Raw genomic sequence first — 25,924 nt, forward strand, 5'->3', positions numbered from 1 at the left:
CTTCTGAATGCCAGAGGCTCTCCGTAATCAGCCTCTGTCCGTCATCTGTGGCAACAATCGCGGCATTGTCTGGGAAGAAGAGGGTAGTGGGCAATGGCCTACAAATTACTCTTTCGATGGTAGCATCGCAGGCAGAGTATACATTTCGGCCCGAATTTGCATTCTTCGGAAAAATTCCTGACGCATGAAAATGCCTTGTGACCTCATAAGCAGTATCGAGGATCGACAGTTCCCTATTTGATTCAAGAGGCGAAGCTAGCGACAAAACCTCACCGAATTCGCTGTTGTCAGTTCCTTCCGGCATTTGGTCTCGGTGATACGGAGGAATCCACAAGTCGCTCATTGCGTAGTCGCCCACATTTTGCGTAAGGTATCCGCGTCAACACAGTGACACTGATTGCCTCAACTTGTCAGCCGATCCGCAGCGGCGCAAAGTCCGTTCCGTTCGGCTTCTTCCCTATAACGGCAGGGTTGCTATCATCACCCTAGCAAAGTTCAGACGTGCAACCACAGCCGTTCCAAGCATGGCGCTATTCAGGCTCCCTAGCATAGAAAGCTCAGATTCGCGAAGCCGTTAGATCGATGCTATCGTATGAAATCCTAAAACCCTGCGCTTTTAATGTTTCAATTATCGCCAGGCGATCTGGTGGCTGCAGATTGTTAATTTCGATCTGCACCACCTTTACGCCATAGCGATCCAAGTCGATCTGATCGAAGACGATGAAGTCGTGCCCCTCGGTATCAATCTGAAGAACGTCGAAGCGGGTAATACCTTCCCTCTCTGCAAATTCAGCGAACGTAATTCCCTCTACTTCCTCTTGAATGAGGTGGTTTCTGTAAAAATGCAAAGAACCTGACGTGCTAATTGAAGAGACTCCCTCTGCCCATTGCGGATCAAGCCCGTCTATGCCCATTTTGGAGGGATCAATTAAGTTCATTACGATCGGTCCGCTCCGGGCCGTGATCGCAACTTTACAACATTTGGCCCTCTCATGATCAGCGTAATTCTCCAACAGACGATTATATGATGATGCGACCGGCTCAACGAGGATGGCGCTCCAATTATTTTTGACAATAAATTCGCGCACCGGATCGGTTTTTACGCCGTCATTAGCGCCGATTTCCAGAACAATCGTATTTCCGCCTAAGCGTTTAAGTTCGGCATGATAATCCGGACCCGAGGCAATCGTCAGTGCGTTCCGTAGATGGGCCAGATAAGGAAAACCAGACAGATCCAGTGGGGCCAAGGCTTCAGTTGCCCACGGAAGACGGAATGGCCGCTCGTCCACAGATGACAGAAACTGATATCCCGCTCGCAGATCTCGCTCAGCAAAGGCTAGCGGCTTCCCCAGGGCGACTTGACTGATGGCGCGCAACATACAAAGATTAGAAAAATACCAGCGCTTCTGATCGGTGGCTTCAGCTTCATTGATTGCGCTAGATACGATGTCTTCGAAATCAATGATGCCGGACTTGGCCTTTTCCATGCAGTATATAAACTTGGCTCCAATACGGCTCGGATCTGGACGAGCCATCGCTTTGGCTAGAGCGTCGAGACCAGCTTCAAATTGGCTGGAGGCTAGTAACGTTCGCCCCAGAAGGAAGTGCGCCCAATAGTTCTCCGGCATTTCGCGGGCTGCCTCCTGAGCATAAGGAAGTGCTTCAGAGGCCTTGCCTTCGTTTAGAAGCGCGTCGGCTGTACGCAGATAATTGTGAGGCGATTTTTCATTCATGTGGCGGTGCGTCCAATTCCGGTCGAAGGCCCAGTACATCCGAACCAGAACGCAACGCAATCCCGCAGACATTCCGCGAGCGGCAACCCGGCGCCGTGAGCTCGACGAAGGCAACCAGGCGGCGTTCTACAGGTGGTGCCGTTCAGTCTGAGTCGACCGGGGTAGCGTGGTGGCCGGTGCTGTGAGTCCGTGGTGTTCGGATGAGAGAGGAGCACCACGGCTGCAGCCCTGTTGCAGGATCTTCGCGAGCGGGTGATCGCCGCCATTGATGCCGGGGCCTCACGGCCCTGACGGAACTCGGCTTACCGCTGGAGCGCATCAGCCTGGAGGCCTGCTCGCTCACGGCTTGGCTGCACGATGACCTGCGCGCGGCCGGTCTGCCGGCGATCTGCATCGAGACGCGGGTCGCCAACGCGGCGATGAAGACGATGCCCAACAAGACCGACCGCAACGACGCTCGCGCCCCCGCCCAGATCATCCGCATCGGCTGGTACCGGCAAGTCCACGTCAAGTCGCGCCAGCCCCGCGTCTGGCGCTCTCCCCTGGTGGCGCGCCGGACACTGCTCAACGAAATGCGCGCGGTTGAGAACGTCGTCCGCGCCATCCTGCGCGAGGGCGGGATCAAGCTCGGCACGCCAGCTCGGACAGCCTTTGCCGACGTGTACGCGAGCCGCCGGCAAGGATCCCGAGGTCATGCCCCTCGTCGAGTCGCTCCTGGCGGTGCTCGCGGCCATGCTCGCGCAACTGGATCAGCTCAGCCGGCAGGTTCTCGTCATCGTACGCGGCGAGGCGGTCTGCCGACGGCTGATGAGCGTGCCGGGTGTCGGCCCGATCACCGCACTCGCGTTCCGCGCCACCATCGATCAGCCCGAACGCTTCCGCCACTCGCGGGACGTGGGCGCACATCTCGGTCTCACCCCGGCCCGCTACCAGTCAGGAGAGACCGACATCACGGGCAAGATCAGCCGCTGCGGCGATGAACTCGCCCGCACCGCGCTCTACGAGGCCGCCCATTCCCTGCTGGTGCGTTCGCGCAATTGGTCGAGCCTGCGAGCCTGGGGCATGCGGGTGGCCAAGCATCGGGGTATGGCCCGTGCCCGCGTAGCGGTCGCCCGGAAGTTGGCGGTCATCCTGCACACGATGTGGCGGGAAGAGACCTCATTCCGCTTCGGCAAAGCGCCGGAACCGGCCGCCGCATGAAGGAGACACGCCTGCTGGAGCAGGCCAGACTTCGCCCGCAAGGGTGAACCGGATCGTTCCCGCGGGGACGATGGGTGAGGCGATCTCGTTGAGAGCCAAGAGCCTGCGGCACAGCCGTAAGGTCGTCGGACAGATTGAGACACCTCGCTCTTGTGACCCCATCATCCGGCGGCCGTCCGCGCAGACCGCGAAGAGAAACGCGTGACCTGCGGGAGCGATACGTCCGGGACCAATGAGGATCAGGAGCTGCTTGCCTCAGTGACCCCAATCAGAGAGGGCCCCTAGCGCGGAACAACGTACGTGCCCTTCGCAGCGAGTGACATCACTCACCTCCGGCCGACTTAGAAACGCCCTTCATTACTGAGATGCGGCGCGCGGACCGCCCTCTCATCGCAGGACCCGGGCCGACGAATTCGCAACCGATATCAAAGTGCGGGAGAACCGCTGTTCTGGCTCTCAGATAAAGTGCGAAAGCAGATCGAACAGCCTTCGCCCCTGTGGCAATGATACCATAGCCACCGCTATCGGTGCTCGCGTACGCTGTCTCGGATCGCTCTCCTAGGCGTGCGTTAAGACCGGTTCGTATTGCGCTCAACCTACGCAAGTTGGACGTCGGCGCTGATGTACACCGTGTAGGCCGCAACCAGTACTGTGCTCGACGATTTTGATGCAACCTGCCGACACAATCGCCCAACTGCTTTTCAGCCTGGGCCTTAACGGCGTCGCGGCCGTTTCCTTCCGCAACCGCCTTGTCAATGGCGGGCTAACAATCAATCAGCGTGCATCGCCCGATAATCCAACAGTATATAAACCCGGCGCTTTCATCCGGGATCGTTGGAGAGCTGGACCAGTTGGCTGCACTGCTGCTTGCGCGATCGCGCCGAACGGCGACACAACGCTTCACATCGGTGCCGGCTCGGTCCTGCAATTGGTCGAAGGCGGACTCTATCTTTCCGAGGGTGATAGCTATTGTCTGTCCTGGCAAGGTACCGCAGTTGGACGCGTGGTCGCACCGGACAGGTTCGCAGAGTTCACGGCCGGACCGGTCGTYGTTTCTGGCTTGAGGCCTGGATCGGATGCTCTGATTGAGTTCAGCCTCCCGCCTCAGGCGGAGCCAGTCTCACTCCGATTTGCTCAGCTCGAGCCAGGTTCGACGCCCACGGTGTTCGAGCGCCGAGATGATGAGTTGCGTCGCTGCCAGCGCTACTTCATCCGCTTGATTGAGCCGCCCCTGCGCGGAGTAATTTGCGGGAGTGTTGCTGGCCGATGCGGGATGCCATTGCCGGTGCAAATGCGTGCCGTTCCGACCGCTACTTTGTTGGGAACTTTGCAGGTCTTTGACGGGACCAGCATCGCAGCAGCCGAAAGTATTGCAGCTAACTACGTCACAGCAGAGTGGCTGGAGGCTGATCTGCAATTGACATCCCCTCTCAACATCGGTCGCCCTGCTGTGATTTTCATTGCCGGCCAGGGGGGCGCCATAGATTTGGACGCTGAACTTCAGGTTGATTAGGCGCATGGTCGCTTAGCTGATGTTTGGCACGCCACAACTTCGATCCTCATCCAGTTTGCCGGGCCAGTGTCAGGACGCCCAACGGCACAAAAACGGCGGCGCTAGCGAACCGGGTGGCCTGGGCTTGCGTCGCCGAGCGTGATGGTGGATCGATCAAACACTTCACATCGCGCGATTGTCCGATGCAGCTCCGACTGCACAACCCGTTCAAGCACCGTGGTAGTTTGACCAGGACGCCGCTTCCTGGATTTGATTCGAGCTTCTACCTCGCCTCGTACCCGGACGTGCGCTTGATGGGCCTCGATCCGATACGCCACTACCTTGACCAAGGCTGGAAGGAAGGTCGGGACCCCAGCGCCGGCTTCAGCACCTCAGGCTATCTCATAGCCAACCCGGACGTTGCCGAAGCGGGCCACAACCCGCTGCTGCACTTCGTCAACGTTGGCCTAGCCGAGGGGCGCGCCGGCTTCGCAAAGGTACCCAGCTTACCAGCACCATACCCGTGCCGGCAGCTTGCGCCGCCAGAGACTGCGTCAGCCGGAGCCTTTGAGATGCTGCAGGAGAGGTTCGGCTCAGAAGGTTCAGGCGTATCTCGTCCCCCACAAGGACATGTAGATGAGCTTTTCCACGACGTGGTCCAAGGCTGGGTTCTCGGCGCTGTCTCCCCGAACTCTGTAGCCGAAGTGGAAATTTTTCTTGATGGAACGCTAATTGGTACTGCGATCGGGGATGTGCTTCGTTCCGACATAAAGCAGTTGGGTTTCGGCAACGGGTGACATGGGTTCAAATTCGAGTTCAAGCCGCCGCTCAGCCCCTATCATGATCACATAATTGTGGTGCGTCGCGCCGTAGACAAGCTCCTCATAGGCCAGATTGATCTGCCGGGCAGACGATATGATCCTTGAGGTGGCTCATAGATTTTACAGCGGCGTTAGAAAATACGGCCCACCAAGCAGAACTATGCTGTTTCAGTCGTCTGCTGGGCGAAAAGCGTCTTCGTGTAATTATCCGCGCCCGTGATTGCAGGTTTCACGCGCCGATAATTTTGAGGGCGGTGCTGAAGACGCTGCTGCCTATGATGCGCGCGGTGTCGACGAGGGTGCGAATGGCTGCCTTGCCTTTTGCGACCCACATGGCGCGTTAACCGTTGCCCCCCCTTCCGCTGCACGGCGGTCGGACGAAGCAGCCGCTCAGAACCGTTGTTGGTGGGTTCGTCCTGGCCCGGACAGACTATGAAGACCAGGAGCTGATCGCGAGCGCGGCTGACCTTGGCTTGCAGATCGCGGGTCAGATCACAGCGGCTCCGTGCGGCCACGTCCTGTATCCAAAATTTAAGATCGCGACTGTCTCGACGATCAGAGTGGAAATTGCAGTCTGTCCTGGTATGTCGATTGAATGGTACAGCCGATTGCGTTCACGCCACCACTCCTATCATCCCGGCCTCTGCCATCCGTCCAAAGGCGGATCCTTTTCTACCTTCCTGGGTACGATCCTGATGCCAGGCGGCGCTACAGAACCTTGTTCGTGCGGGAGTTCCGGCGCTATGCCCAGCGCTTCGGTGTTGCCCAATCTCGCGTCTCCAGTGCAACTTCGAGCACGGACAACCAGGTACAGTCTTGGACCGTCAGGGTGGGCGACGCGGGCCAGGAAGTTGAAACGATCTACGAGGTGCTCCTCTGGGACGATCTGGTACGACGCGATATGGGCCGCCCACTCTTCGTGAGCGCCATTCTCAACGCGTTCGCTCTCCTGCACGTCGCAGCCAATGGCACGCTCGTCCGCCTCTATCGCGCGAGCTGGAAGTGCGGGAGTCTCATTCTCTACCCGTTTGTGACGACACTCCTGCTTTCAGGGACTGTGCTCATGCTGATGTGGCTGAGTCACAGCCTGCTGAGCACCGGCCTCGGCCTGCCAGCCTGGGCCACGCTGGCGCTCGGAACGACTGCTGGCCTTGCCGGACTGTATGGGCTCGGGCCTTGGCTGGCGCGCGCCTTTCTCCCGCAGCTTATGAGCGACGGGATCTTCCACTGGCAGCACGCCAATGGACGCCGCCCTGACTACGTGACCCGACTGGAGGCCTTCACGGATCACGTCCACGCCAGGATACGTGGGATAGAGGCCGACGAGATCATGCTTGTCGGCCATTCCACTGGCGCGCTGGTGGCCGCAGAACTCGCGGCTCGCCTCCTACTCCGGGACGACGTGCTCGGTTGCGCTGGGCCGGCCTTGTCCCTTTTAACACTCGGTTCGAGCATGCCGATGGTGGCTATGCAGCCCGGAGCTTGTTCGACCAGAGCGGCGATCGAGGGCTTGGTTGCCTCGCAGCGCCTTGTCTGGGTGGATTTCCAAGCTCCGCAGGACTGGATGAGCTTTCCCGGATTCGATCCGTCGCGGAACCTCCGCCTTCGCGTGCCCGCGGCGAAAATTGCAAATCCCATTATCCGCTCGGCTAGATTCCGCAACATCATGGCGCCAGGAACCTACCGCAAGGTCGACCGGCGACCGTTCCGAACCCACTTCCAGTTTCTCATGGCGAATGATTTCGCAGGTGTTTACGATATTTTTGCTCTGACGCTAGGCTCAAAGTGCCTGCGCGATCGCGTAATTAATGAGGACGCTTGCCCGCTTGGCAATGCACCGATTCAACACGGCCGCATAGACGAATTTCGACACGATTACGTTCGTGGCTGGGCCTTTGACCCCAGCTTTCCTGATAAACCAGTTGAAGTTGAAATTTTTATCAACCAACTTCACGTCAAAAGACTTCGAGCAGATCTATGGCGCCATGATTTGCGAGCTAAGGACATTGGTTGCGCTCTTCATGGGTTTATTTGGGACATCGACCCACCGCTTATCAGAACTGAGGACCAGATTCTGGTGATCCGCAGAAGGTCAGATAATTTTGAGATTGGCCGTGCGATGTTGCGAGCGGACAGCTGACGGCATTCCGCAGCCGATGGGAGGACTTTGCTGGCGGCCGCCATTGGTCGACCGCACGGCGAGGCTCCTCGAAGCCGTATCACGCCCCCTCGACGAAGCGGATCTCCGCTTCGTCGAGCAGTTGCGCGCGGATGTGCCGGCGCTGGCAGTCAGTGCTGCTCTGGCTATGCACTTCGCAGATATGCTGACGCAGCGACCGGGCCAGAGCTTCGCCGCGGCGACCCGGGACCGAAGGCATCAATTAGCCTCCGCGGTTTTTTCGAAGCCGCACCCCTGGTCCGCCACCGTTTGCCGGGATGAACTCGACGCCGGCCGCCTCAAACGCTTGGCGTAGGACTGTAAGCGTTGCCGATCGCGGAACACCGTTCTCGCCCTCGAACTGACGTACCGTCACCACACCGACAGACGCCGCCTTCGCGAGATCGGCTTGAGTCCAGGAAAGCAGGCCGCGAGCAGCGCGACATTGAGCGGGTGAGATCATGCCTTCGGTATGCCCCAGCCGTCGAAAAACGCCAATTCAGGCAAAAAGCGCTTGATCAAACGAAATGCGTCGAATACCGTCCGATCCATCGAAAAACGACGGATCCGCGCCATGCTGCTAAAGCGCTGCATCTCCTGGAACACCGCTCTTCGCGACATCCGTAGCGATCGCACCCGAACAGCCCCTGGCATCATTTCGGCGCGCTCGTTGATCCAGGGCCTCACACGCATCCGCCGCACCCGTCTCGTCACCCCGGCCGGCGCCTTCGTCCGCGCCACCATCATGGCGGCAGCCGTCGAGGCAGCGAAAGCCCATCAGCTCCGCACCGGCGCCCCTTGGTCCGTCAGTATGCCGGTCGGCCTCACCGCCGCGTGGCGGGCCGCCAAGGCTGACTGGCTCTCAACGATGGTGCGAGAGCATGCGCCTGCCGAGCGGATTCGGAAAGCCTCGCGCTGCGTGCGCCCTCGGCTCATCAGGGGAGAAGGCGAGGGGAGTGACGCAAGCCATAGTGACACGTCACCACTGGCCCCGCTGACGCGCTCACCGCTCGGTCTGTTGGTACGAGGCCTCCCAAACGCAGCTGTCGGCTAGATCGCGCCCCCCTGCTGAAGCAGCGCCCGGCAGCAGGGCCGCTTCAGCCTCAAAAAAGCTTCTCATCATCCGAGCTGAGCCAGGAGGCACACTATGCCCCAGAAGAGCCCGCGCAGGCGCGCGGCTGATCCCGCATACCCCACAGTGGCGTCGTTGAGCCTCCAAGTGAGGCTCGTGGCTCGCGAGGAGGACGCGGAGCTCAGGGCACTCATCGAGCGCTATGAGCAGCTCCTGTGCGATTGGGAGCACCTGACCCACCGCACGCTCAAGGCGCTTGCTGAACGCCCGATTCCCCGCAGTGAGCGCCACGATGCCCTTCGTCGTTCCTGAGGATGTCGGCACGACGCAGCGCCGCTCCTTATCGGGGCGTCGGCGGCTCCAAGCCTGGGAACGCACGGCCGGCACCTGTGTCATCTGTGGCCAGCGTATCGACGGCGTGCGCGAGCGCTGGACCGTCGAGCACATCCGGGCCCTCGAACTCGGCGGAGCTGATGACCTCGAGAACATGGGACCGGCGCACGAAGCGTGCGGTCGGGAAAAGACGCGGGACGACCACGCCCGCGCCGCCGAGGCCAAGCGGCAGAAGATCCGCCATCTGGGTGCCGATGTCGGCCCCGCTCGTCCGCTGCCGGGCTCGCGAGCGTGCGCTCTCAAGCGCAAAGTCAACGGCACCGTCATCTTGCGCGAAACCCATGCCCGTCTGCGCACCGGTGCTGAGCCGAAAGCGGGGCAGGGTAGGGCGCTGAGCCCCAAACCGAAGACATTTGCGGCGGGTTCTCCATTCGACAGAGCTGTTCGACTTTGCCGCACGCCGGCGCCTTCCGCTCAGGAGAACAGGGCGGGAACGGCGAATCAGAAGGCGAATCGACCGAAGACAGTGAAACCGAAAGACGCTGACGAGGATGACGGGGATGCTCCCGCGTCAGGCGAGATTCTACCGGCGATCCCGGCCCATCTCGATTTCCTGTTTGCCGATCGTCCCCTGTTGCCGGGCGAAAATGAGGAGCAGTACGACGCCCTCCTGCGCAGCATCGTCCAGCAGGTCGAACCCGCTGACGTGATCGAAGCGATCTGGGTCAAGGATATCGTCGACCTCATCTGGGAGGCCATACGGCTGCGCCGGTGGCGAGGGCAGATCCTGGTTCAAGCCCAGCTGAAAGCCGTCGAGGAGTTGATCGCGCCAGGTCTTCACGGCACGAACCCTCTAGATTTATCCGGATTCGGAGGCCCCTCCGCGGAGTACCTTGCGGCGGGCTGGATGGCCGGCGGTAAAATCGAAAAGGATAGAGTTGAGGAAATTCTGCAGAAGCGCGGCCTTAAGGCGGAGGATGTTAAGGCGCATGGATTCTTGATGAACCTCCCGGCCATCGAACGTATCGATCGACTATCATTGACGGCAGACCAGCGGCGGGAAGCACTCTTACGCGAGATCGAACGCAAGCGGGCGAGCTTTGCCCAGCAAGTACGGACTGCCACCGCGGACGTCCTTGATGTCGAGCACACAGAGACGCCGTGAGCTATTGCTGCGACGTTTGAGGGCGCCATGACCCTCAAGCGTGCCATCCCGGCCAATCGCCGCAACGCTCAGTCCAGTACTGGCCCGCGCAAACGCGCGGGAAAGGCGCGCTCAGGACAAAATGCGCGCAAGCACGGTCTCTCGGCGGTGGGCCTGAACCCTCGAGCAGAGGCGGAGATCGAGCGTTTCGCTGAGCTCATTGCGGGCGAGCACCGCCGTGAGGCGGCCGTCTTGGAATCCGCACGCGCTGTGGCCGAGGCGCAGCTCCAGCTTCAGCGCGTCAAGACATCCAAGATGACGCCGATCGCCAGCGGTCCGCGTCGCAGCGACGGCGCCCGTCCCGAGACTCCGCTCTCGCACGCCCCAGACTTTCACGCGCCCTGTCGGCAGCAGCGCTTAACTTGTCGGCACGAGTGCCTGGGTCAATATGGGGTAGGGTGGCCCACCCGAGGCTCGGCATACGGGGTTGACCATCCTATTGCCGAGTGCGACCAACCGCGGCCTTGAGGTGAGCGGCGGCTGTTTGCGGCGGCTCCGCCAAAGCGGCGTCGAACGCCCGGATCGCGAACTTGCGGCGGGATAAGGCTCGTTTTTCGTTTCTGTCGAGCGCGCTCAGCTCTCTGGCAATGTCCACCAGCGCACGAATCTCGTTCTCCTCGGGTGATTCGGCAGCGTTTTGAGACGAAAATTCTTGTATCAGCTTGGTCATTAGATGATGGCGAGCGCTGATCTCAGAAACAAGCTTGCGCATGCCGCGGTTTTTGAGTCTTCTACTGAGAGCGGCCTGCCAATCATCACTGGCAGGTTTCACTTGCAACGTGCGGCTGATAAGCGCGTGTCGGGCACGGCGCACTCGGTTCAAGTCCACTTGGGCTTCAGCTATTCGTGTGGCGAGCGCCAGGCTGGCGTCCGGACCGCAGCTCTCAAGGATGGCACGCGCAAGCTGGTCGACCTCCGCTTGGAATGCCGGGTTGGCTGATAAGGGCGCTGCTAACCCGTGCCGCTGCGCATTGCGACAGGCACGGGCCTTGCCATCGGCTGTGCGTGGGCCGGTGCTGTGCTTGGCGTTCGTACGGTTGGCCTGGCGCTTACGGTCGCTGACCATCGTAGCCGGCTTTCTGACCGTCGCTTCGTTCGACCTCGGCGAATTCAGCTTCCTCGATCACCTCGCTCGCGCGGGCGAGCCGTGCCGCAGTGCGTGGGGGGTTGACCTCTTCGCCAAAACGGAACTCCTGGCCTAAGCTCGACTTTGGCCATTCATGCGGCGTGGCAAAGCGCATAGGCCCAGGGCGCTGGCAAACGGAAGCGGGGTTTTGTTCGGGCGCGTCGGCGCGGTGATGTCGCCAAAGTCCGCTCACGCCAGATCGCACAGCGCACGGCGGCCAGAGCGTCGGCGAAGGTCGGGCGCGGTTTGGAGTACCACGCGGCCGTCGCGACGCGTCGGCGTTGGCGAGCCGAGAGGCATGCGGCCAGCAGTGTGACGATCGAGAACAGGGCGAGCAGGCAGGGTGTGGTGCGGGCAATCGCCGTATCTGACCACTGCCGCTGCGTCTCGACCCCGAGATGGGCACGCGCTTCCTGGAAAGTGACCTCGATGGTCCAGCGCCGCACGAACCACCCTACGATCTGCGTGGGCTCGCGCGTCGGATCCGTGCAGAGCAGAGCCTGGGGCGGGAAGCGCGCCTCGGGATCGCGGATGAGGACCCAACGGATCGGCACGACGGGCAAGCCACCGTGCCGCCACACCGCGGTGTCCGAGGCGATCTCGATCATGCGCTCGCCTGCCCCGTACCAGCCGGGCACCACGACCGCGTGCCAGCGCGTGTCCTCGGCCGCGAGGATCGCGGCGAGCGTCGGCAGCCGCACGCCTTTGGTCCGCGGGCGCCCGATCGTGCCGGGCGGGCGCGGCGGGGCGGGATCGTAGAGAGCAGCATCCAGCCGCAGGCGGGTGATCGCCGTGATGCGAGTGCGGCGCATCGCGTCGAGGAACAGCAAGGCCGAGAAGCCGCTGTCGCCCACCACGACGAGGTCGCGCCCCGGCAGCCAGCGGCGGACCTGAAAGGTGAGTTGGCCACCGACGTCGAGCAACGGTTTGTGCCGACGGCCCCGTTCGCGACAGGCGCGCTCGGACGGCACCAGCGCGGTCAGGAACGGCAACGTCCAGACGCGCCCCGCCCAGGGGATCGGGGCGAGCAACATCAAACTCATCCAGCGCAGCCCGCTCGCCTTGACGAAATGGCTGTCGGAGGAGCGGACCGGATCACGGTAGATACCCTTGGCGGCGATCCGCTTGCCGCGGCGGCGCTCGATCGTATCGTCCAGTCCCAGGACCACGGGGCCGCGTTGCGCGAACGCATCGACGAGGAGCCCGAGCAGGATACGGCTGCCGGAGCGCGGGCACCACGCCGCCCGGCTGAGGATGCGGTGGACGTTCACGAACCGCCGCTCCTGCGCGCGGCCGATGATGCGCAGGACGCTTGTCACGGTGCGCTGCCCCGGCGTGAGGATCGCGCCGACCAGCAGGTTCTGGGCGTGTCGCCACGAGCGGTGGACGAACAGCGGTGCGAACGCCAGGATGATCGCGGCGAAGCGGGTGGGCAGGGGGAGCATGGCGGTGTCTCTTGGCGGGGACGCCACCAGCCTATCCGTCACGCCTGCTTCGTCACCTCACACCCTCGATCACCCGTCCAATTGGCCAAAGTCGAGCTAAGGGACGCCAACTAAAGTTTCTGGTCCGTTTTGGTTTCTGACGCGGTCCAGCGACAGCGCAACCATTCGCACGCTTGCGCCGATTTGATCGGCTCGGCGAGGCCGATTAGACAGTGGCCATCAGACTGCGCAGACTCGGTTGCACGAGCCAAGTACCTCGCACGCGCCGTGACCCTCGTGACCCACAACGTCCGTGCGTTCGCTTTCGTCCCGTGCTTTGTGATTGAGACCTGGCTGTCACCCTGATGGGCGTACAACAGGGGCGGGCAGGTCGAGGCTCGCGAGCGCCTCGGTGACGAGGATGGGTCGGCGCGCGGGCACCACTCAGTCGTTCCAGGGATCGACAAGGGGGATTCGGGCGTCCGAGAAATGCCTCCCGTTTCGCGTCGCCAACGTCGCGCGGCGCGCTAGAACAATGCCAGCGATCGCGGTATCGCGGAAGTCAACAGGCGTGCCGGTGCGCTTGCGCTGAGCGCCTAAGATTGCGGCCTGCTCGGCTGCTGAACGATCGAACGATAAAATTCGTCCTGCAAAATCCTCTGACAGCACTCGGCTTAGAGCACCCTCAAGCTGCCTCCGCCGACGCCCTTCCGGCAGAATTTCAAGGCCGAAGCGGGTCTCAAACACCGTAATTGACGTGAGCCAAATCGACTCGGCGGGTTGTCGGTCGAGCCAGGACAGGACGGCGCCATCCGGCTCGATGTGCATCAAGGCGGAAAGAACATTGGTATCGAGTACGATCACTCGAACGCAGCCGGCCGGACTGGCATACCTCGGTGCTCGTGAATCTCCTCGTCGAAGCCGACACGAGCAAAGCGCGCTGCAATGCGGCTGCCAAGCGGTACCTGCACGTCTCCTTCGCCTCCGACGGCGGCTTGCAGGATCTCTCGGACTTCCGCCTCCACGCTGCGGCCATGTCGGTCAGCCCGACGTCGCAAGCCGACTTTGATGTTTTCGTCTAAGTTGCGAACGACGAGCTGAGCCATCTCAAGCCTCCGCTGTTCGATATCATGATATCGGACTGTCGACGCCACATCAACTCCGGCGGGCAACACCTGGCCGGAGGATCGGTCAGATCCTGTTGCGCTTGCCCCTACGCAAGCGGAAATCGCTCCGCGCTCAAGCCGCAACCTTTAACGCAGGGAGATCGTGTCACCTACCGGTGCTACGAAGTACCATCTGCTCACCTAATTGGAGCACCGCGCTCCGCGACGATGACGGTCCACTGATGGGAACGTCCTCAATCGCCTTTGTGATTATCGATGAAAACCTCTTCGAGTCGAGCGATCTTCGCCCAATACTTGTCAGAACAGAGCAAAGAACAATCCTAAATCCCAGCGCTCGCGACCTCTCCGCTTCAAGTTCATTGGTCAAATTTTCGATGACCGACAGATGATCGCTGCTTTCATGAAGCGGTTCCACTTCAACGTTGGCATCATTTTCGGCTATTTTGGCCGGCAATTCGTTTTCAGGATAACAAACGTCGACGCTAAAATTTTTCAAATGCTCAATGAAAACATGATAATTCAAACCGCATTTGTATTTCTTCCAATCCGGATCTCCAATCATTTGTATTGTACAGCCGTTGCCATCTCCAAATGGGATGATGATTTTGATTTGATCAACGTTCAATAACGAAACAGCCCCTTCAGGCGATGTGATCTGAATGAGCCTCATTCGGTGCATCCCAAGCGGTAGACGTCGCGCAACGTGTGTACCCGAAGGCGTGGTCTACCATCCAGTCCTCGTCGGCCAGCATGTCAGTCTGATCGGTCAGGACCTCGGCCCGGCTGGACTCGAGAGCATCACGCCCTCGCGCCTCAGAAGCGCAGGCGATCGCCTGCCGCCGCAGAGCATTTGCTGTACCGCCGTGGCGGGGATGCACTGTTCACTTGCATGAACAGAGCGGCAGGTCTCAAAAATGACGGATTTCGTACGCGCAATGGCGATGCGGACTTTATTCGATGCTGGGACGCGCAGAGGCTAATCTGTGTGTCTAGATATACACCGACGGTCGCCTGCGTAGTCACCACGGTGCAAGAGCAGGCAATTTTGATCGYAGCACCATTCAAATCAATGATGACATATTCTCCGCGGTGCTAAACAAGCACCTAATACGGACTGACGAGTGGCTGTTCCGTGCAGGTTTGTACACTGTGCGCGGCATCCAGCGTCGTCACGCACTTTGGGGGGAAGCTTTGAGACAGGACCGGCCATCGGGCGAGCTGCACGGCGCCTTGCGGCGCAGCACGACCGCCTTCCTCGCCGTGGCCGGGATAAGCGGGCTGCTCAACCTGCTCACCCTGACCGGGTCGTTCTTCATGCTGGAGATCTACGACCGCGTCATCCCGAGCCGCTCAATCCCGACGCTGGTCGGCCTGTGCGTGCTCGCGCTCACCCTGTTCGCCGCTCAAGGCGCGCTAGAAGCCCTGCGCGCGCGCATCCTCGCCCGGATCGGCGCCGCGCTCGACGCCGACGTCGGCCGACGCGTGTTCTCCTTGAGCGTGCAGGCGCCCCTGCGCGGAGCCCGGCCCGAGGAAGCCGGCCAGCCTCTGCGCGACCTCGACCAGATCCGCGCCTTCCTGAGCGGCTCCGGACCCGCCGCCCTGTTCGATCTACCCTGGTTGCCGGTCTACGTAGCGTTGTGCTTCCTGTTCCACCCGCTGATCGGCGCCGTCGCCATCGGCGGCGCCGTGCTCCTGGCCAGCTTGACCCTGCTCACCGATCTGGCCACCCGCGGCCCGACCCGGGCGTCTGCCGCGCATGCCGGGCGCCGCCAAGCCGTGTCCGAGGCAGCACGCCGCAACGCCGAGGTGATCGCCGCCATGGGCCTGGAGCGCGCACTGTGCCGGCGCTGGCAGGCGGCCCACCACAACTGCACGGACGCCCAGCAGCGCAGCGTCGACGTCGCCGGCGGCCTCGGCGCAGTCTCGAAAGCCTGCCGCATGGCCCTGCAATCGGGCGTGCTGGCGCTCGGGGCGTGGCTGGTGATCAACAACCAGGTCTCTGGCGGCATCATCATCGCCGCCTCGATCCTGGTCGCGCGCGCCCTCGCGCCGGCCGAACTCGCCATCGCCAACTGGAAGGGTTTCGTGGCCGCCCGCCAGAGCTGGACCCGTCTGTCGCTCGTCCTCGACCGGCTGCCGGCGGGTGCCGAGCCGCTCGCCCTGCCGGCCCCGCGCACGAGTCTCACGGTCGAGGCGGTCAGCCTGATGCCGCCGGGCACGCGGCGCGCCGTGGTGTACGACGCCAGCTTCCGGCTCGCGGCCGGCCAAGCGATGGGCGTGATCGGTCCCTCGGCCTCGGGCAAGTCGAGCCTAGGTGTTTGATCCCGCGATGTGGTGGTACGGTTGACCACCATGCGGCGAGGGATGCGTTATGGGCCAAATTCTCCACGGCAGCGCCCGCACGACGGAGCGGCTGTGTTGAAGGTCAAGTGGTCAGTGGCCGCCAGGGTGTGCGGTCGCGGACGATGGCGTTGAGCGTCACCAGAAGCTTTCGCATCACCGCCACGAGGGCAACCTTCCTTGGTCGGCCACGCTGGGTGAGCCGCTCATAGAAGGGCCGGAAGGAAGAGCCTCGTCGGATCGCGGTCAGGGCAGCCATGTACAGCACACCTCGCACAGAGGTTCGCCCGCCCGCGATARACCTGYGGCCCCGCATCAGGCCCGAGTCGCGGTTGATCGGGGCGATGCCGACGAGAGCCGCGAGCTGGTGGCGCCCAATCGTGCCGAGTTCAGGCAGCTGAGCCAGAAGCGTGCGCGCGGTGACGTCGCCTACTCCGGGGACTGACTTGAGCAATGTCTCTGTCTCGCACCAGACCGGAGAGGCTTTGATGGCTTGGCCGATGTCGCGGTCGAGTTCCGACAGCTCCCTCTCCAGAAAGGCGATGTGGCGGCTGAGCCTTCGGATCAGCTGCCCGTCGACAGCTTGATCACGACGGTTCGTCTCCATGTTGATCATCCCGAGGATCTGTCGCCGCCGGCTCACGAGCTCGGCGAATTGGCTTCTCTCCGGTTCCGGCAGGGGTCTAGCCGGCGGTCTCATGCGCTCGGCAAAGAGGGCGATCACCTCAGCGTCGAGCGTGTCGGTCTTGGCCAGGCGGCCCATGGCTCTGGCGAAGTCGCGGATCTGGCGCGGGTTGACGATGCAGAGCGGCAGTCCGGCCGCTGCGAGCACGGCAGCCACGCTCGCCTCGAAGCCGCCCGTGGCTTCCAGGACGACAAGGGCAACTGGAAGGCTACCAAAGCGGCGCGCGAGAACCTCCAGCCCCTTGGTGTCCCGAGCGACATGGAAGGCCTCGCCCGAGGGTCTGAGGTGAACGTCGAGACGGTCCTTGGACACATCGATGCCGACGAAGATGGTGCGTTGTTCGTCCATGACCCTACCTTGCAAATGCGGGCTCGGGCCCGAGCGGCTGTCCGGGTTCGGGACTGTGGGAGTGAGGGCCGCACCTTGCTCTGTCACGGGCTCACAAGCCCAAGGCGAACGCGGGCTGACCCTCACCATGTAGCCTCGCTGGCTTCGCGCCAGCGGGCAACTTCAAGATACAAGGCGATCCGTCGCGCAATACAGCTACGTCAAGAGAGTGTGAGAGCGGCGGCCAAGCGCTACGGCGTCAGCTCGACGACGATCCAGAAATGGCGCGGACGGCAGTCGACGGCCGATGCCGCCATGGGGCCGATAGAAGCTCGGTCGACGGTCCTGACACCGGAGGACGAGGCGATCATCGTCGCCTTCCGCCGGCATACCCTGCTGCCGCTGGACGACTGCCTCTACGGCCTGCAGCCCACGATCCCGCACCTGACCCGCTCGTCACTCCACCGCTGCCTTGAGCGGCACGGCATCAGCCGCCTACCGGAGATGGAGGGCGACAAGCCCAAGAAGAAGCGCTTTGCCGATTACCCCATCGGCTACGTCCACATCGACATCGCCGAGGTCAGGACAAAGGAAGGAAAGCTCTACCTGTTTGTGGCTATCGACCGAACCTCAAAGCTGGCGTTCGCCAAGCTGGAGGCAGAAGCCAACCGCTACACGGCATCGGACTTCCTCCACGCGCTGGTCACGTTCGTGCCGTACGAGATCCACACGGTGCTGACCGACAATGGGGTGCAATTCTGCCATGCCCCGCGCAACCGCTCAGGCCCGACAGCCCTCTACAGCCGGCACATATTCGACCGCGTCTGCCACGAGCACGGCATTGAGCATCGTCTGACCAAGCCCAACCATCCCTGGACCACGGATGAGGTTGAACAGCCCCTTTCTTCGCGGATCGTGCTATTTTTCTGCCGCCCACGGGTGACCACGTGACGAAGAGCCGGGTTTGAGGTGCAAGCCCGGCCGCGCCGTCCTCATAGTCGCTCCTCCTTTGCGGCGCCCGTGGGCACCCGCCGTCCACGTCGGCTCCAGCCTTCGGTCAGCCGCCGATAGGCAACCTCCGCCTGCTCGACGCGTCGCCGTTCTTCCTGGCGCACGCGGGTCAGGTTGTAGGCGTAGGCTGACCCACGCTGGCCGCGCCGAGCCGGCTCACCCGAACGCAGTTCCAACTCGCGCAGCTTCTTGGCGTGCAGCGCTGGACGCACCCACGCGTAATCCTCCCCCCGCGTGAGCAGGTGCCAGATGATCACCGCAAGCTTGCGCGCGACCGCCACCGCGGCGATGTGGGGTCCGCGTCGTGCTGATACGCGCTGGAAGAAGGCGCGCAGCGGCCCGGGTCCTCGCACCGCCTGCCAAGCCGCCTCCACCAGCATGGTGCGCGCGTGCGTGCGGCCCTGCTTTGTGATGCGCCCATGCCGCGGCTTGCCAGAGCCAGACTGATGTACGCTCGGGTTCAGCCCGAGATAGGCAACGAGGCGATCTGGACCGGAGAACCGTGCCACGGGCCCGATCGCGGCAATGAGCCCGACGGCCACCACCATATCGACGCCCGGGATCGTCATCAGCCGCGTGACGTTCGCGTCGGTGCGCGCCGCCCGAGCAAGCTCACGCTCGACGACCTTCAGGTCCTCGCTCAGCCGGTCGTACTCGCGCAGATGCCGGGTGATCGCATCGCTTTCGTCCGGCGGCACTGGCTGCACCAGGAGCCAGGTCCGCCCGCGCGGCCCAAACAGATCGGCATGCGGACAAGGCGGCACGAGATGCGCGTGCAAGATCGACTGCACGATGGTCTTGAGCCGCGTCCTTTGCCGTACGATCTGCGTGCGGCGCGTCACCTGGCGCCGCAGACCGAGCGTCGCCTCGTCTGGGATCCAGACCTCGGGCAGGAACCCGCTGGCATAGAGCCGGGCCAGCACGGTGGCGTCGATCACGTCGGTCTTGATCCGCGCCTCCGCGATGAGGCGCACCTGGCGGGGGTTGGCGATCACGACCCGGCCGACATGCGGCCGGATCACCTCGGCGACCGCGCTGGCGTTGCCCGTCGCCTCGACCACGACGTGGTCGTCATGGGTCAGTGACTTGGCGAACGCCGTCAGGTGATCGCGCGTCATGCCGATCCGGCCAAGACGTCGGACCGTTCCATCATCCAGCAGCACCGCCTCGGCGAAGATGCGGTGGATGTCCAATCCCACAACTCGCATGAGCCTGTCTCCTCGTGCCTCGTTCACGGGAGCTGGCGGGCAACACGGCAACTACGGATCCGCGCTCGCAGCGCATCCGGGCGAGCCGCAGGGGCGGCCAAATAACGGCTCGGGCTCGCAGCCCATGGTACAAGCGTCGGCCTGCCCGCACTCGCGTGCTCCCGGTGCCCCGTGTCCCGGATGGGCTCACCATAACGCTCATCTGACGATCAGCAGAACGCGAGGGCACCGGGGCCATCATGCCCGATAACGGTCAAGTCGAGCGGATGAACCGCACCATCAAGGACGCCACGGTCAAGCGCTACCACTACGAGACCCACGAACAACTCCGGGCGCACCTGCAGCTGTTCGTCGACGCCTACAACTATGCCCGTCGGCTGAAGACCCTGCGCGGTCTCACGCCCTACGAGCATGTCCTTCAGGTCTGGACCAAAGAGCCCGAACGCTTCAGGCTCGATCCGTCACACCACATTCCGGGACCATACACCTGGAATGGTCGCGCTGTCGAGCGCACCTGCCGGCATTTTGGTTGAAGGCTTTCTGCTGCCGCAAGCAGACTATGCTCAGGAGGAGGTGGTCGGATAGAACCCGATCCATCGAGCTGGACCGAGATCTCGACCTGCGTGGAGGCCTCAGGCGCTTCGCTTCGCACAGTAGCACAGCCAGTTGGGCGGCCTCCCGTCTGTCATTTGGCAAAACGAAGCCATTCACCACTGCGCGGCTGGTGGATCGGAGCAAGGCGCGCGGCGTTGGCAGAGGTTAAAAGGATTACGCTCCGTAAGAGCGGAGACCGCATTCGGGCGTCGCACCCGCCCGCCGGGTGGTGTGATTGAGAGCATTTCACGGCATCACCGCCGTAGGAGCGCATGACAGCGCCGGGCCAGATGGAAGCGCCGTGAGCAGTCTGAAATTCGGGACGAGTGGCCTCCGGGGGCTCGTAACAGATCTCCTGGGCGACCCAAGCGAAGCATATACCCGGGCGTTCTTCCGATCGGTCCCGGCCGGTGACGACCGCTGCGAAGTCTTGATCGGGCGCAATCTGCGTGACAGTAGCCCGACCATCTCCGCGACGCAATCTTCCTTCGCTGGAAACGCCGAACTCAGGAAGAAAACACAAGCAACAACAATTGGTTGCATGAGTGCACGAACCAAGCCGGTTCCAAAACCGAGCGTTCAAATCGCAGAGCGTCTCGCGCCTTCCAACGCACTTTGGCCTAATTTTTGTCGGCACAGAGCAGGGGACCAGTAGGGATTGATCCCCGATGCCGACTTTGCCCAACGCCGCCACGTCGAAGAGCCCCGTAGAATCCTACCTGCACGTCCTGCACGCCCTAATGCTGCGGGATATGCGCACCCGTTTCGGCGCCTCGCTCTGGGGCTACGGCGTGGTCGTGCTCTGGCCCTGCGTGCATGTCTTCATGCTGATCGCCATCTACACCTTCCAGAAGCTGGCGGCGCCGCTCGGCGACAATCGGGCTCTGTTTTTCGCGACGGGTGCGGTTCCGGTCCTGGTCTTCCAGTATATTTCCCGCGAGGTTATGAAGGCGGTGATCATGAACCGGCCGCTGACCTACTACCCGCAGGTCAAGCTGTTCGACGTGATCCTCGCCCGCATCCTCGTGGAGATCGTGACCGGCTTCCTCGCGCTGCTGGTCGTCTGCTCCATTCTGATCGTCATCGGGACCGACCCGATCCCCGCGCAACCCTTTACGGCGATGTGCGGCTACCTCGCCGCCATCATCCTGGGCGTCGGGATCGGGACGATCAACGTGGCGATCATCGGCTTCTTTCCTGGCTGGCTGATCGGCTACGCGCTGTTCAGCATCATCCTGTACGTCTCCAGCGGTGTTATGTTCCTTCCGAGTTACATGCCCGACAAGGTATATTACTGGATGAAGTACAACCCCGCCATGCAATTGGCAGAGTGGGTCAGGTCCGCCTACTATCCCTATGCAGGCATCCAAGTGGATTATCTGTACGTGATCATGTTCGGGCTGACCTGCGCCAGCATCGGCCTTCTACTCGTCAAGCACGTCGTCAGCAAGATGCAGGGATGAGCAGGGGGTTGCGCCTGTAGCTGACAGCCGCGCAATCCGAAGCCGGCGTGATCATCCGCCCGGGCGCCGCCGACCGATGGTTCGGCATCGAAATGTTAACCCGCTCCGGGTCAGGGCTGCTGCACGATGACGAATGCCGTTCATGCCATCGAGACCGCCTACATCCGCCGGATCCAGCAGCAGCAGGTCGAATTGACCCTCCTCAAGGCCGAGCGCGACGCCGTCTTGCGCGAGCGCGATCTGGCCCGGGCGCGGTCCGAGGCGACGTCGACCCTGATTGACGCGCTCATCGGGAGCCTGCGGCCCTACGGGTTCAGTCGCAAGCGCTTCCTGTCCGCGATCCGCAACGCGGCGCGCACCGTACCGGATCAGGGACCCGCCGCGCTCCAGCACGGTGTCCTGTTCGAAGGATCGAACCGGATCCTGGCAGCCACGCGCACGCGGGTGCAAACGTCGGCACGCAGCTGAAATCCCAAAGCTCGCGCGCGATTCCGTCCGAGGACTGGAGCCGAAGACCATGGATGTCGAACTCCTGACGGTGTTCAATGCCCTGATCAACCTGAGGGACAATCTGGACGCGCGGCCGCACATCCTCGACGCCGAACTCGACTTCCTGTCCTTCGCCACGCGGATGGCGCCGTATTCCAACGCACAGCTGCTGCAGGACCTGTGGGTGCTGTACGAGCTGCAGGAGAAGCGCAACGGCTACTTCGTGGAGTTCGGCGCCTGCGACGGCGTCAGCCTCAGCAACACGCTCCTGCTGGAGAAGACCTACGCCTGGCAAGGCGCCCTCGCGGAGCCGGCCCGGGCCTGGCATGCGGCGCTGCGGAAGAACCGCGCCTGCTACATTTCTGACAAGTGCGTCTACAAGACCGACGGGATCGAGGTCCTGTTCAACGAGGTCAACATCGGTGAACTCTCCGGGATGGAGGATTTCGCCGGCGGCGACTTCCACGCGCAGTTCCGGCAGGACCGCCGGCAATACCCGGTCGTCACGATCTCGCTGGAGCGGTTCCTGGCGGAGGCCCGCGCGCCCCGGCGGATCGACTATATGAGCATCGACGTCGAAGGCGGCGAGTTCGACGTGCTGCAGAGCTTCGATTTCACGCGTCACGACATCGCGCTGATCAGCGTCGAGCACAATTTCTCGGCCAGCCGCGAGTCGATCGACGCGCTGCTGACCGGTCAGGGCTACCGGCGGCGGTTCCGTCAGCTCTCCCTGTTCGACGACTGGTACGCGCGCCCCGACCTCGTGGCCGCGCGGTCCTGACGGAGGGCAGGGCCATGTCGGCGCAGACCGCGATCGCGATCCTCGATTCGATGTTCGACCTGTTCAAGGAGATGGGCAGCGGCATCGCCCTCGATCTGAACTGGCTCGAGATCTCCAGGCGCCTCCAACTAGTCCGGGCGGAAGCCGTCTGGTCGGCCGATCTGGACTTCGTCGCTACGAAGCTCAAGGCGCAGGCCGCCCATTACGCGGCCGCCTACCGTCCGCCACTCGATTCGGCGGCGACCGGCACGGCGAACGCGGAGCGGCTCGACGAACTCGTCCGACACTACTCGATCCTTCGCGCGCATCTCGAACAGCAGCTGACGGCCTCTTGATGTTATGACCGATGCGGTACGGCGCGCTGGGGATTCGGCCCCGGAGCGGCCCCCACCGGGCGCGTCCGACGGAGAAGAAACCTCGGCCTCAGCGAGAGCAGCATTCCGGTGGGCGGCGTTGTGATCGCTCGCGGTTTGCGGCATCGATCTCGGACGTGTGCATCGATGCGGAGATGATGGAGCGACCGTGAGCAGTCTGAAATTCGGGACGAGCGGCCTGCGGGGTCTCGTGACGGACCTCGTCGGCGGACCGAGCTATGCCTATGCCAGCGCGTTCCTTCGATCCGTCTCGGCAGACGGTGACCGCCGCCACGTCGTGATCGGGCGGGATCTGCGCGACAGCAGCCCCGGCATCGCGGCCACGGTGGCGGAGGCGGCCGCGGCCGCCGGCTTCACCGCGATCGATTGCGGCGCGCTGCCCACCCCAGCCCTGGCCCTCGAAGCGATGCGGCGGGGCGCCTACGCGGTCATGGTCACGGGCAGCCACATCCCTGAGGATCGCAACGGCCTGAAATTCTACCGCCCCGACGGCGAGATCACCAAAGCCGACGAGGCGGCGATCCTATCCGCCCTGGCGGACGTCCCGGCCGGCGACGATAAACCGGCTGCGTCGTCCGCTACGCCCGAGCCCGACGCCATCACGCGCTATCAGCAGCGCTACGGGACCGCCTTCGCGCCGGGCATCCTGAAGGGCCTGCGCATCGCGGTCTATCAGCAGAGCTCGGTCGCCCGCGACCTGCTTTCCGATCTGCTCGCCGCCTTCGGCGCGCAGGTGACGCCGATCGGCCGGTCGCAGATCTTCGTGCCGATCGATACCGAGGCCCATCGTCCCGAGGACATCGCCTTCATCCGGGACGTCATGGCGCCGGGCGCCTTCGACGCGCTCGTGACCACGGACGGCGACGCCGACCGGCCGCTGGTGGCCGACGGCACGGGCCAGATCCTGCGGGGCGACGTGCTCGGGCTCATCACCGCCCGTTACCTCGGCGCCGACACCGTGGTGGTGCCGGTCACGGCCGGCTCGGCCCTCGAGCAGTCCGGGGGCTTCCGGACGGTTGTGCGCACAAAGGTCGGCTCGCCCTTCGTCATCGCCGGCATGGAGCAGGCGACGTCTGCCGGGGCGCGGATCGTCGTCGGGTTCGAGGCGAACGGTGGGTTCCTGCTCGGATCGGACGTTACCGTCGACGGCAGGACACTGCCCGCCCTGGCCACGCGCGATGCGATGCTGCCGATCCTGGCCACCCTCGCCGCAGCCCGCGCAGCCGGCACTTCCCTGGCGGATCTCGTGGCGTCCCTCGATGCCGGGGAGATGGCCAGCGATCGCCTGCCGAACACCCCTTCCGAGGCGAGCGCCGCTTTCCTCGAACGACTGCGGGATGCGGACTTCAGGGCCGCCTTCCTCGAGCCGATCGGGTCACCGGACTCGCTCGACCAGCAGGACGGGATTCGGATCGGGCTCAATGGCGGGCGCACGATCCATTTCCGAGCCTCGGGAAATGCACCCGAGCTGCGGTGCTACGCAGAGGCCAAGACGGCGCAGGAGGCGCATGACCTCGTCCGCTGGGGGCTTCATGCCGCCGCGGCCTCCATGGCGAAGGCCTGAACCCCCGAGAGGCCCTGGAGCGACGCCCTCGCATCGCGCGTCGCCAGCGTCACCTGGAGATTTCTCGAAGGCGCGCTGGCGGCGTTCGCCTCCCCCGAGGCAGCAGCACGGAAGACAGGGCCGCGCGAGCGAGACCGGGCCTGGGCCTCCGACAACCGAATGCGGCGGCTCGCTACCGGTCGGCGTATTCCGCCGCGGCGAGCCTGCGCAGGCCCGCTTCGAGATCGATGCGCGGCCGCCAGCCGGTCCGGTCGAGGAACCGCATCGAGTCGAGCATCTTGTAGGCCGCGCCCTGGAACGAGCCGGGCGGGCTCACCAGGGGGACGGACCAGTCGAGGGCGGCCAGAGCCGCCCGCGCCACCGCCTCGACGGTGACGGGCGTGTTGGCGGCGCGGTTGAGGATCTCGTTGTTGAACGCCCGGTCGGCCGCCAGGATCGCGTCGATCTGGTCGTCGACGTACAGCACCTCGCGGACGGTCTGCGGGTTGCCCCAGACCTCGAACTGCTGCGCGCCCGCTGCCTTCTCCCGCACGGCCCGGTCGAGCAGGGCGCCGACGAAGTGGCTGCGGTCGGAGACCTTGTTGTCGTGCGGGCCGTAGAGCGTCGCCAGCACGCAGTGCAGGAAGCTCAGGCCGTACTGGTGCGCGTAGGCCGCCGAGCCCGTCGCCAGGACCTGCTTGGCGAGCCCGTACCCGATCACGGACGGGTGCGTGGGCTCCTGGCCGAAGCGCGCCTCGGAAAGCGGCTCCGCCGATTCGGGATACGTGCAGGACGAGCCCGTGGAGACGAGCTTGGCCTACGGGTGGTACAGGCGCCACGCCTCGAGGACGTTCAGGTGGACCCGGGCGTTGATCGCCAGGAGCTCGCCCTGGATGTCGTACTGCACCGCGCCGGTGCGCTGGCGGGTAACCACGTGGAAGATCCGGGCGGCCGGGGGCGCGGCGCGCAAAGCCCGCTCGACATTCGCCCACTCGGAGAGGTCGCCCGCCGCCCGACCGATCCCGACGACCTCGCGGCCCTCGGCCCGGAGCCGCGGGACGAGGTTGCGCCCAAGGAAGCCGTCCGCCCCGATGACGATGTCGCGCTCAGGCCCCGGCATGGTGAGCCCCGTCGCGATAGGCCTCGCGATACCACGCGATCGTCGGCCGCAGCCCGTCGCCGGCGCTCCCGCCGTTGCCGATGGTCAGGAGCTTGCCGCCACCGCGCAGGGACGCTGTCACCATGTCGGCGATCTCGGCGAGGATTGCCTTGAAGCGGGAATCGTCGATGGCCGCCTGGAAGGTGTCGCGGGTCTGCGTGAGAAAATCGACGATCGCGCTCATGGGCACCTCGGTCCGTTCGCGCGCCGGCCGACTTGTCGGGGCGCCCGGCGGGGCGATCGCTGCTGGACTGGAGCCG

22 protein-coding genes and 5 pseudogenes are annotated in these 25,924 nt (G+C 63.4%); 14 read left to right on the forward strand and 13 right to left on the reverse strand.

All coding sequences use genetic code 11. From position 1 onward, the window contains the following. Together ACXJL8_RS02130 and ACXJL8_RS02135 are read right to left on the reverse strand one after the other, a co-directional pair. A partial coding sequence (locus ACXJL8_RS02130) for a hypothetical protein (protein ID WP_456684535.1) occupies positions 1 to 343 on the reverse strand: 343 nt, incomplete at its 3' end. Between the two features lie 214 nt (positions 344 to 557). After that, positions 558 to 1,733: an FkbM family methyltransferase gene (locus tag ACXJL8_RS02135; RefSeq protein ID WP_456684536.1), complete on the reverse strand. Its 1,176-nt coding sequence runs from the start codon at positions 1,731 to 1,733 to the stop codon at positions 558 to 560. Positions 1,734 to 2,315: 582 nt separating this feature from the next. Between ACXJL8_RS02135 and ACXJL8_RS02140 the strand changes: the two genes are divergently transcribed. From ACXJL8_RS02140 to ACXJL8_RS02150, 3 genes are all read left to right on the forward strand, one after another. Beyond that, positions 2,316 to 2,933, forward strand: coding sequence for an IS110 family RNA-guided transposase (locus ACXJL8_RS02140; RefSeq protein ID WP_456684537.1), 618 nt, complete (start codon positions 2,316 to 2,318; stop codon positions 2,931 to 2,933). 667 nt (positions 2,934 to 3,600) lie between these two features. Beyond that, a complete protein-coding gene (locus ACXJL8_RS02145; protein ID WP_456684538.1) occupies positions 3,601 to 4,446 on the forward strand; it encodes a hypothetical protein in 846 nt (281 codons plus the stop codon). 182 nt (positions 4,447 to 4,628) lie between these two features. Beyond that, positions 4,629 to 5,222: a hypothetical protein gene (locus ACXJL8_RS02150; RefSeq protein ID WP_456684539.1), complete on the forward strand. Its 594-nt coding sequence runs from the start codon at positions 4,629 to 4,631 to the stop codon at positions 5,220 to 5,222. A gap of 253 nt (positions 5,223 to 5,475) precedes the next feature. On the opposite strand, the pseudogene ACXJL8_RS02155 reads toward ACXJL8_RS02150, so the two are convergent. Continuing rightward, positions 5,476 to 5,761, reverse strand: a pseudogene (locus ACXJL8_RS02155) (IS66 family transposase); the annotation flags it as partial. A 314-nt stretch (positions 5,762 to 6,075) separates the two neighbouring features. On the opposite strand from ACXJL8_RS02155, the gene ACXJL8_RS02160 reads away from it, so the two are divergent. Then, on the forward strand, positions 6,076 to 7,386 hold the full coding sequence (locus ACXJL8_RS02160) for an alpha/beta hydrolase (protein WP_456684540.1): 1,311 nt from the start codon (positions 6,076 to 6,078) through the stop codon (positions 7,384 to 7,386). A 43-nt stretch (positions 7,387 to 7,429) separates the two neighbouring features. Further along, positions 7,430 to 7,720 carry a hypothetical protein gene (locus ACXJL8_RS02165; protein WP_456684541.1) on the forward strand — a complete coding sequence of 97 codons (291 nt, stop codon included), beginning with the start codon at positions 7,430 to 7,432 and terminating at the stop codon, positions 7,718 to 7,720. A 143-nt stretch (positions 7,721 to 7,863) separates the two neighbouring features. On the opposite strand, the gene ACXJL8_RS02170 is transcribed toward ACXJL8_RS02165, so the two are convergent. Further along, positions 7,864 to 8,151 (reverse strand): hypothetical protein, encoded by a 288-nt coding sequence (locus ACXJL8_RS02170; RefSeq protein WP_456684542.1) that lies wholly within the window; start codon positions 8,149 to 8,151, stop codon positions 7,864 to 7,866. Positions 8,152 to 8,768: 617 nt separating this feature from the next. Here ACXJL8_RS02170 and ACXJL8_RS02175 point away from each other — a divergent pair. Then, positions 8,769 to 9,974, forward strand: a complete 1,206-nt coding sequence (locus tag ACXJL8_RS02175) for an HNH endonuclease (protein ID WP_456684543.1) — start codon at positions 8,769 to 8,771, stop codon at positions 9,972 to 9,974. 475 nt (positions 9,975 to 10,449) lie between these two features. Here ACXJL8_RS02175 and ACXJL8_RS02180 read toward each other — a convergent pair whose 3' ends face one another. The 5 genes from ACXJL8_RS02180 to ACXJL8_RS02200 form a co-directional block, all read right to left on the reverse strand. Continuing rightward, positions 10,450 to 11,079, reverse strand: coding sequence for a hypothetical protein (locus ACXJL8_RS02180; protein WP_456684544.1), 630 nt, complete (start codon positions 11,077 to 11,079; stop codon positions 10,450 to 10,452). 152 nt (positions 11,080 to 11,231) lie between these two features. Then, positions 11,232 to 12,584 (reverse strand): IS701 family transposase, encoded by a 1,353-nt coding sequence (locus tag ACXJL8_RS02185; protein ID WP_456684545.1) that lies wholly within the window; start codon positions 12,582 to 12,584, stop codon positions 11,232 to 11,234. A 423-nt stretch (positions 12,585 to 13,007) separates the two neighbouring features. Next, complete coding sequence (locus ACXJL8_RS02190) at positions 13,008 to 13,427, reverse strand: PIN domain-containing protein (RefSeq protein WP_456684546.1); 420 nt, start codon at positions 13,425 to 13,427, stop codon at positions 13,008 to 13,010. After that, entirely contained in the window at positions 13,424 to 13,669 is a 246-nt protein-coding gene (locus ACXJL8_RS02195) for a FitA-like ribbon-helix-helix domain-containing protein (protein WP_456684547.1), read from the reverse strand. The genes ACXJL8_RS02190 and ACXJL8_RS02195 overlap by 4 nt, the downstream gene beginning before the upstream one ends. Positions 13,670 to 13,835: 166 nt before the next feature. Continuing rightward, entirely contained in the window at positions 13,836 to 14,360 is a 525-nt protein-coding gene (locus ACXJL8_RS02200; protein WP_456684548.1) for a hypothetical protein, read from the reverse strand. A 521-nt stretch (positions 14,361 to 14,881) separates the two neighbouring features. Between ACXJL8_RS02200 and ACXJL8_RS02205 the strand changes: the two are divergent. Then, positions 14,882 to 16,003 (forward strand): annotated as a pseudogene (locus ACXJL8_RS02205) (type I secretion system permease/ATPase); the annotation flags it as partial. Positions 16,004 to 16,115: 112 nt separating this feature from the next. On the opposite strand, the gene ACXJL8_RS02210 reads toward ACXJL8_RS02205, so the two are convergent. After that, on the reverse strand, positions 16,116 to 17,063 hold the full coding sequence (locus ACXJL8_RS02210; RefSeq protein ID WP_456684549.1) for an IS110 family RNA-guided transposase: 948 nt from the start codon (positions 17,061 to 17,063) through the stop codon (positions 16,116 to 16,118). A gap of 138 nt (positions 17,064 to 17,201) precedes the next feature. Here ACXJL8_RS02210 and ACXJL8_RS02215 point away from each other — a divergent pair. Beyond that, positions 17,202 to 17,939: pseudogene (locus ACXJL8_RS02215) on the forward strand (DDE-type integrase/transposase/recombinase); the annotation flags it as partial. A gap of 95 nt (positions 17,940 to 18,034) precedes the next feature. Here the strand turns inward: ACXJL8_RS02215 and ACXJL8_RS02220 are convergent. Continuing rightward, a complete protein-coding gene (locus tag ACXJL8_RS02220) occupies positions 18,035 to 19,261 on the reverse strand; it encodes an IS110 family RNA-guided transposase (protein WP_456684550.1) in 1,227 nt (408 codons plus the stop codon). Between the two features lie 248 nt (positions 19,262 to 19,509). On the opposite strand from ACXJL8_RS02220, the pseudogene ACXJL8_RS02225 reads away from it, so the two are divergent. The 6 genes and pseudogenes from ACXJL8_RS02225 to ACXJL8_RS02250 all read left to right on the forward strand — a co-directional run. Continuing rightward, positions 19,510 to 19,794, forward strand: a pseudogene (locus ACXJL8_RS02225) (integrase core domain-containing protein); the annotation flags it as partial. A 729-nt stretch (positions 19,795 to 20,523) separates the two neighbouring features. Beyond that, complete coding sequence (locus tag ACXJL8_RS02230; RefSeq protein WP_456684551.1) at positions 20,524 to 21,318, forward strand: ABC transporter permease; 795 nt, start codon at positions 20,524 to 20,526, stop codon at positions 21,316 to 21,318. 126 nt (positions 21,319 to 21,444) lie between these two features. Further along, the gene (locus tag ACXJL8_RS02235; protein WP_456684552.1) at positions 21,445 to 21,786 is read left to right on the forward strand and encodes a hypothetical protein; all 342 of its coding nucleotides are present in this window, start codon (positions 21,445 to 21,447) and stop codon (positions 21,784 to 21,786) included. A gap of 49 nt (positions 21,787 to 21,835) precedes the next feature. Next, complete coding sequence (locus ACXJL8_RS02240) at positions 21,836 to 22,588, forward strand: FkbM family methyltransferase (protein ID WP_456684553.1); 753 nt, start codon at positions 21,836 to 21,838, stop codon at positions 22,586 to 22,588. Between the two features lie 14 nt (positions 22,589 to 22,602). Then, on the forward strand, positions 22,603 to 22,923 hold the full coding sequence (locus tag ACXJL8_RS02245) for a hypothetical protein (protein ID WP_456684554.1): 321 nt from the start codon (positions 22,603 to 22,605) through the stop codon (positions 22,921 to 22,923). Between the two features lie 187 nt (positions 22,924 to 23,110). After that, the gene (locus tag ACXJL8_RS02250; RefSeq protein ID WP_456684555.1) at positions 23,111 to 24,526 is read left to right on the forward strand and encodes a phosphomannomutase; all 1,416 of its coding nucleotides are present in this window, start codon (positions 23,111 to 23,113) and stop codon (positions 24,524 to 24,526) included. 172 nt (positions 24,527 to 24,698) lie between these two features. Here ACXJL8_RS02250 and ACXJL8_RS02255 read toward each other — a convergent pair. Continuing rightward, a pseudogene (locus ACXJL8_RS02255) lies at positions 24,699 to 25,625 on the reverse strand (NAD-dependent epimerase/dehydratase family protein). Beyond that, entirely contained in the window at positions 25,612 to 25,848 is a 237-nt protein-coding gene (locus ACXJL8_RS02260) for a hypothetical protein (RefSeq protein ID WP_456684556.1), read from the reverse strand. Before ACXJL8_RS02260 ends, ACXJL8_RS02255 begins: the two are co-directional and overlap by 14 nt. Positions 25,849 to 25,924 lie beyond the last annotated feature (76 nt).

The organism is Bradyrhizobium sp. P5_C11_2, assembly GCF_054049755.1.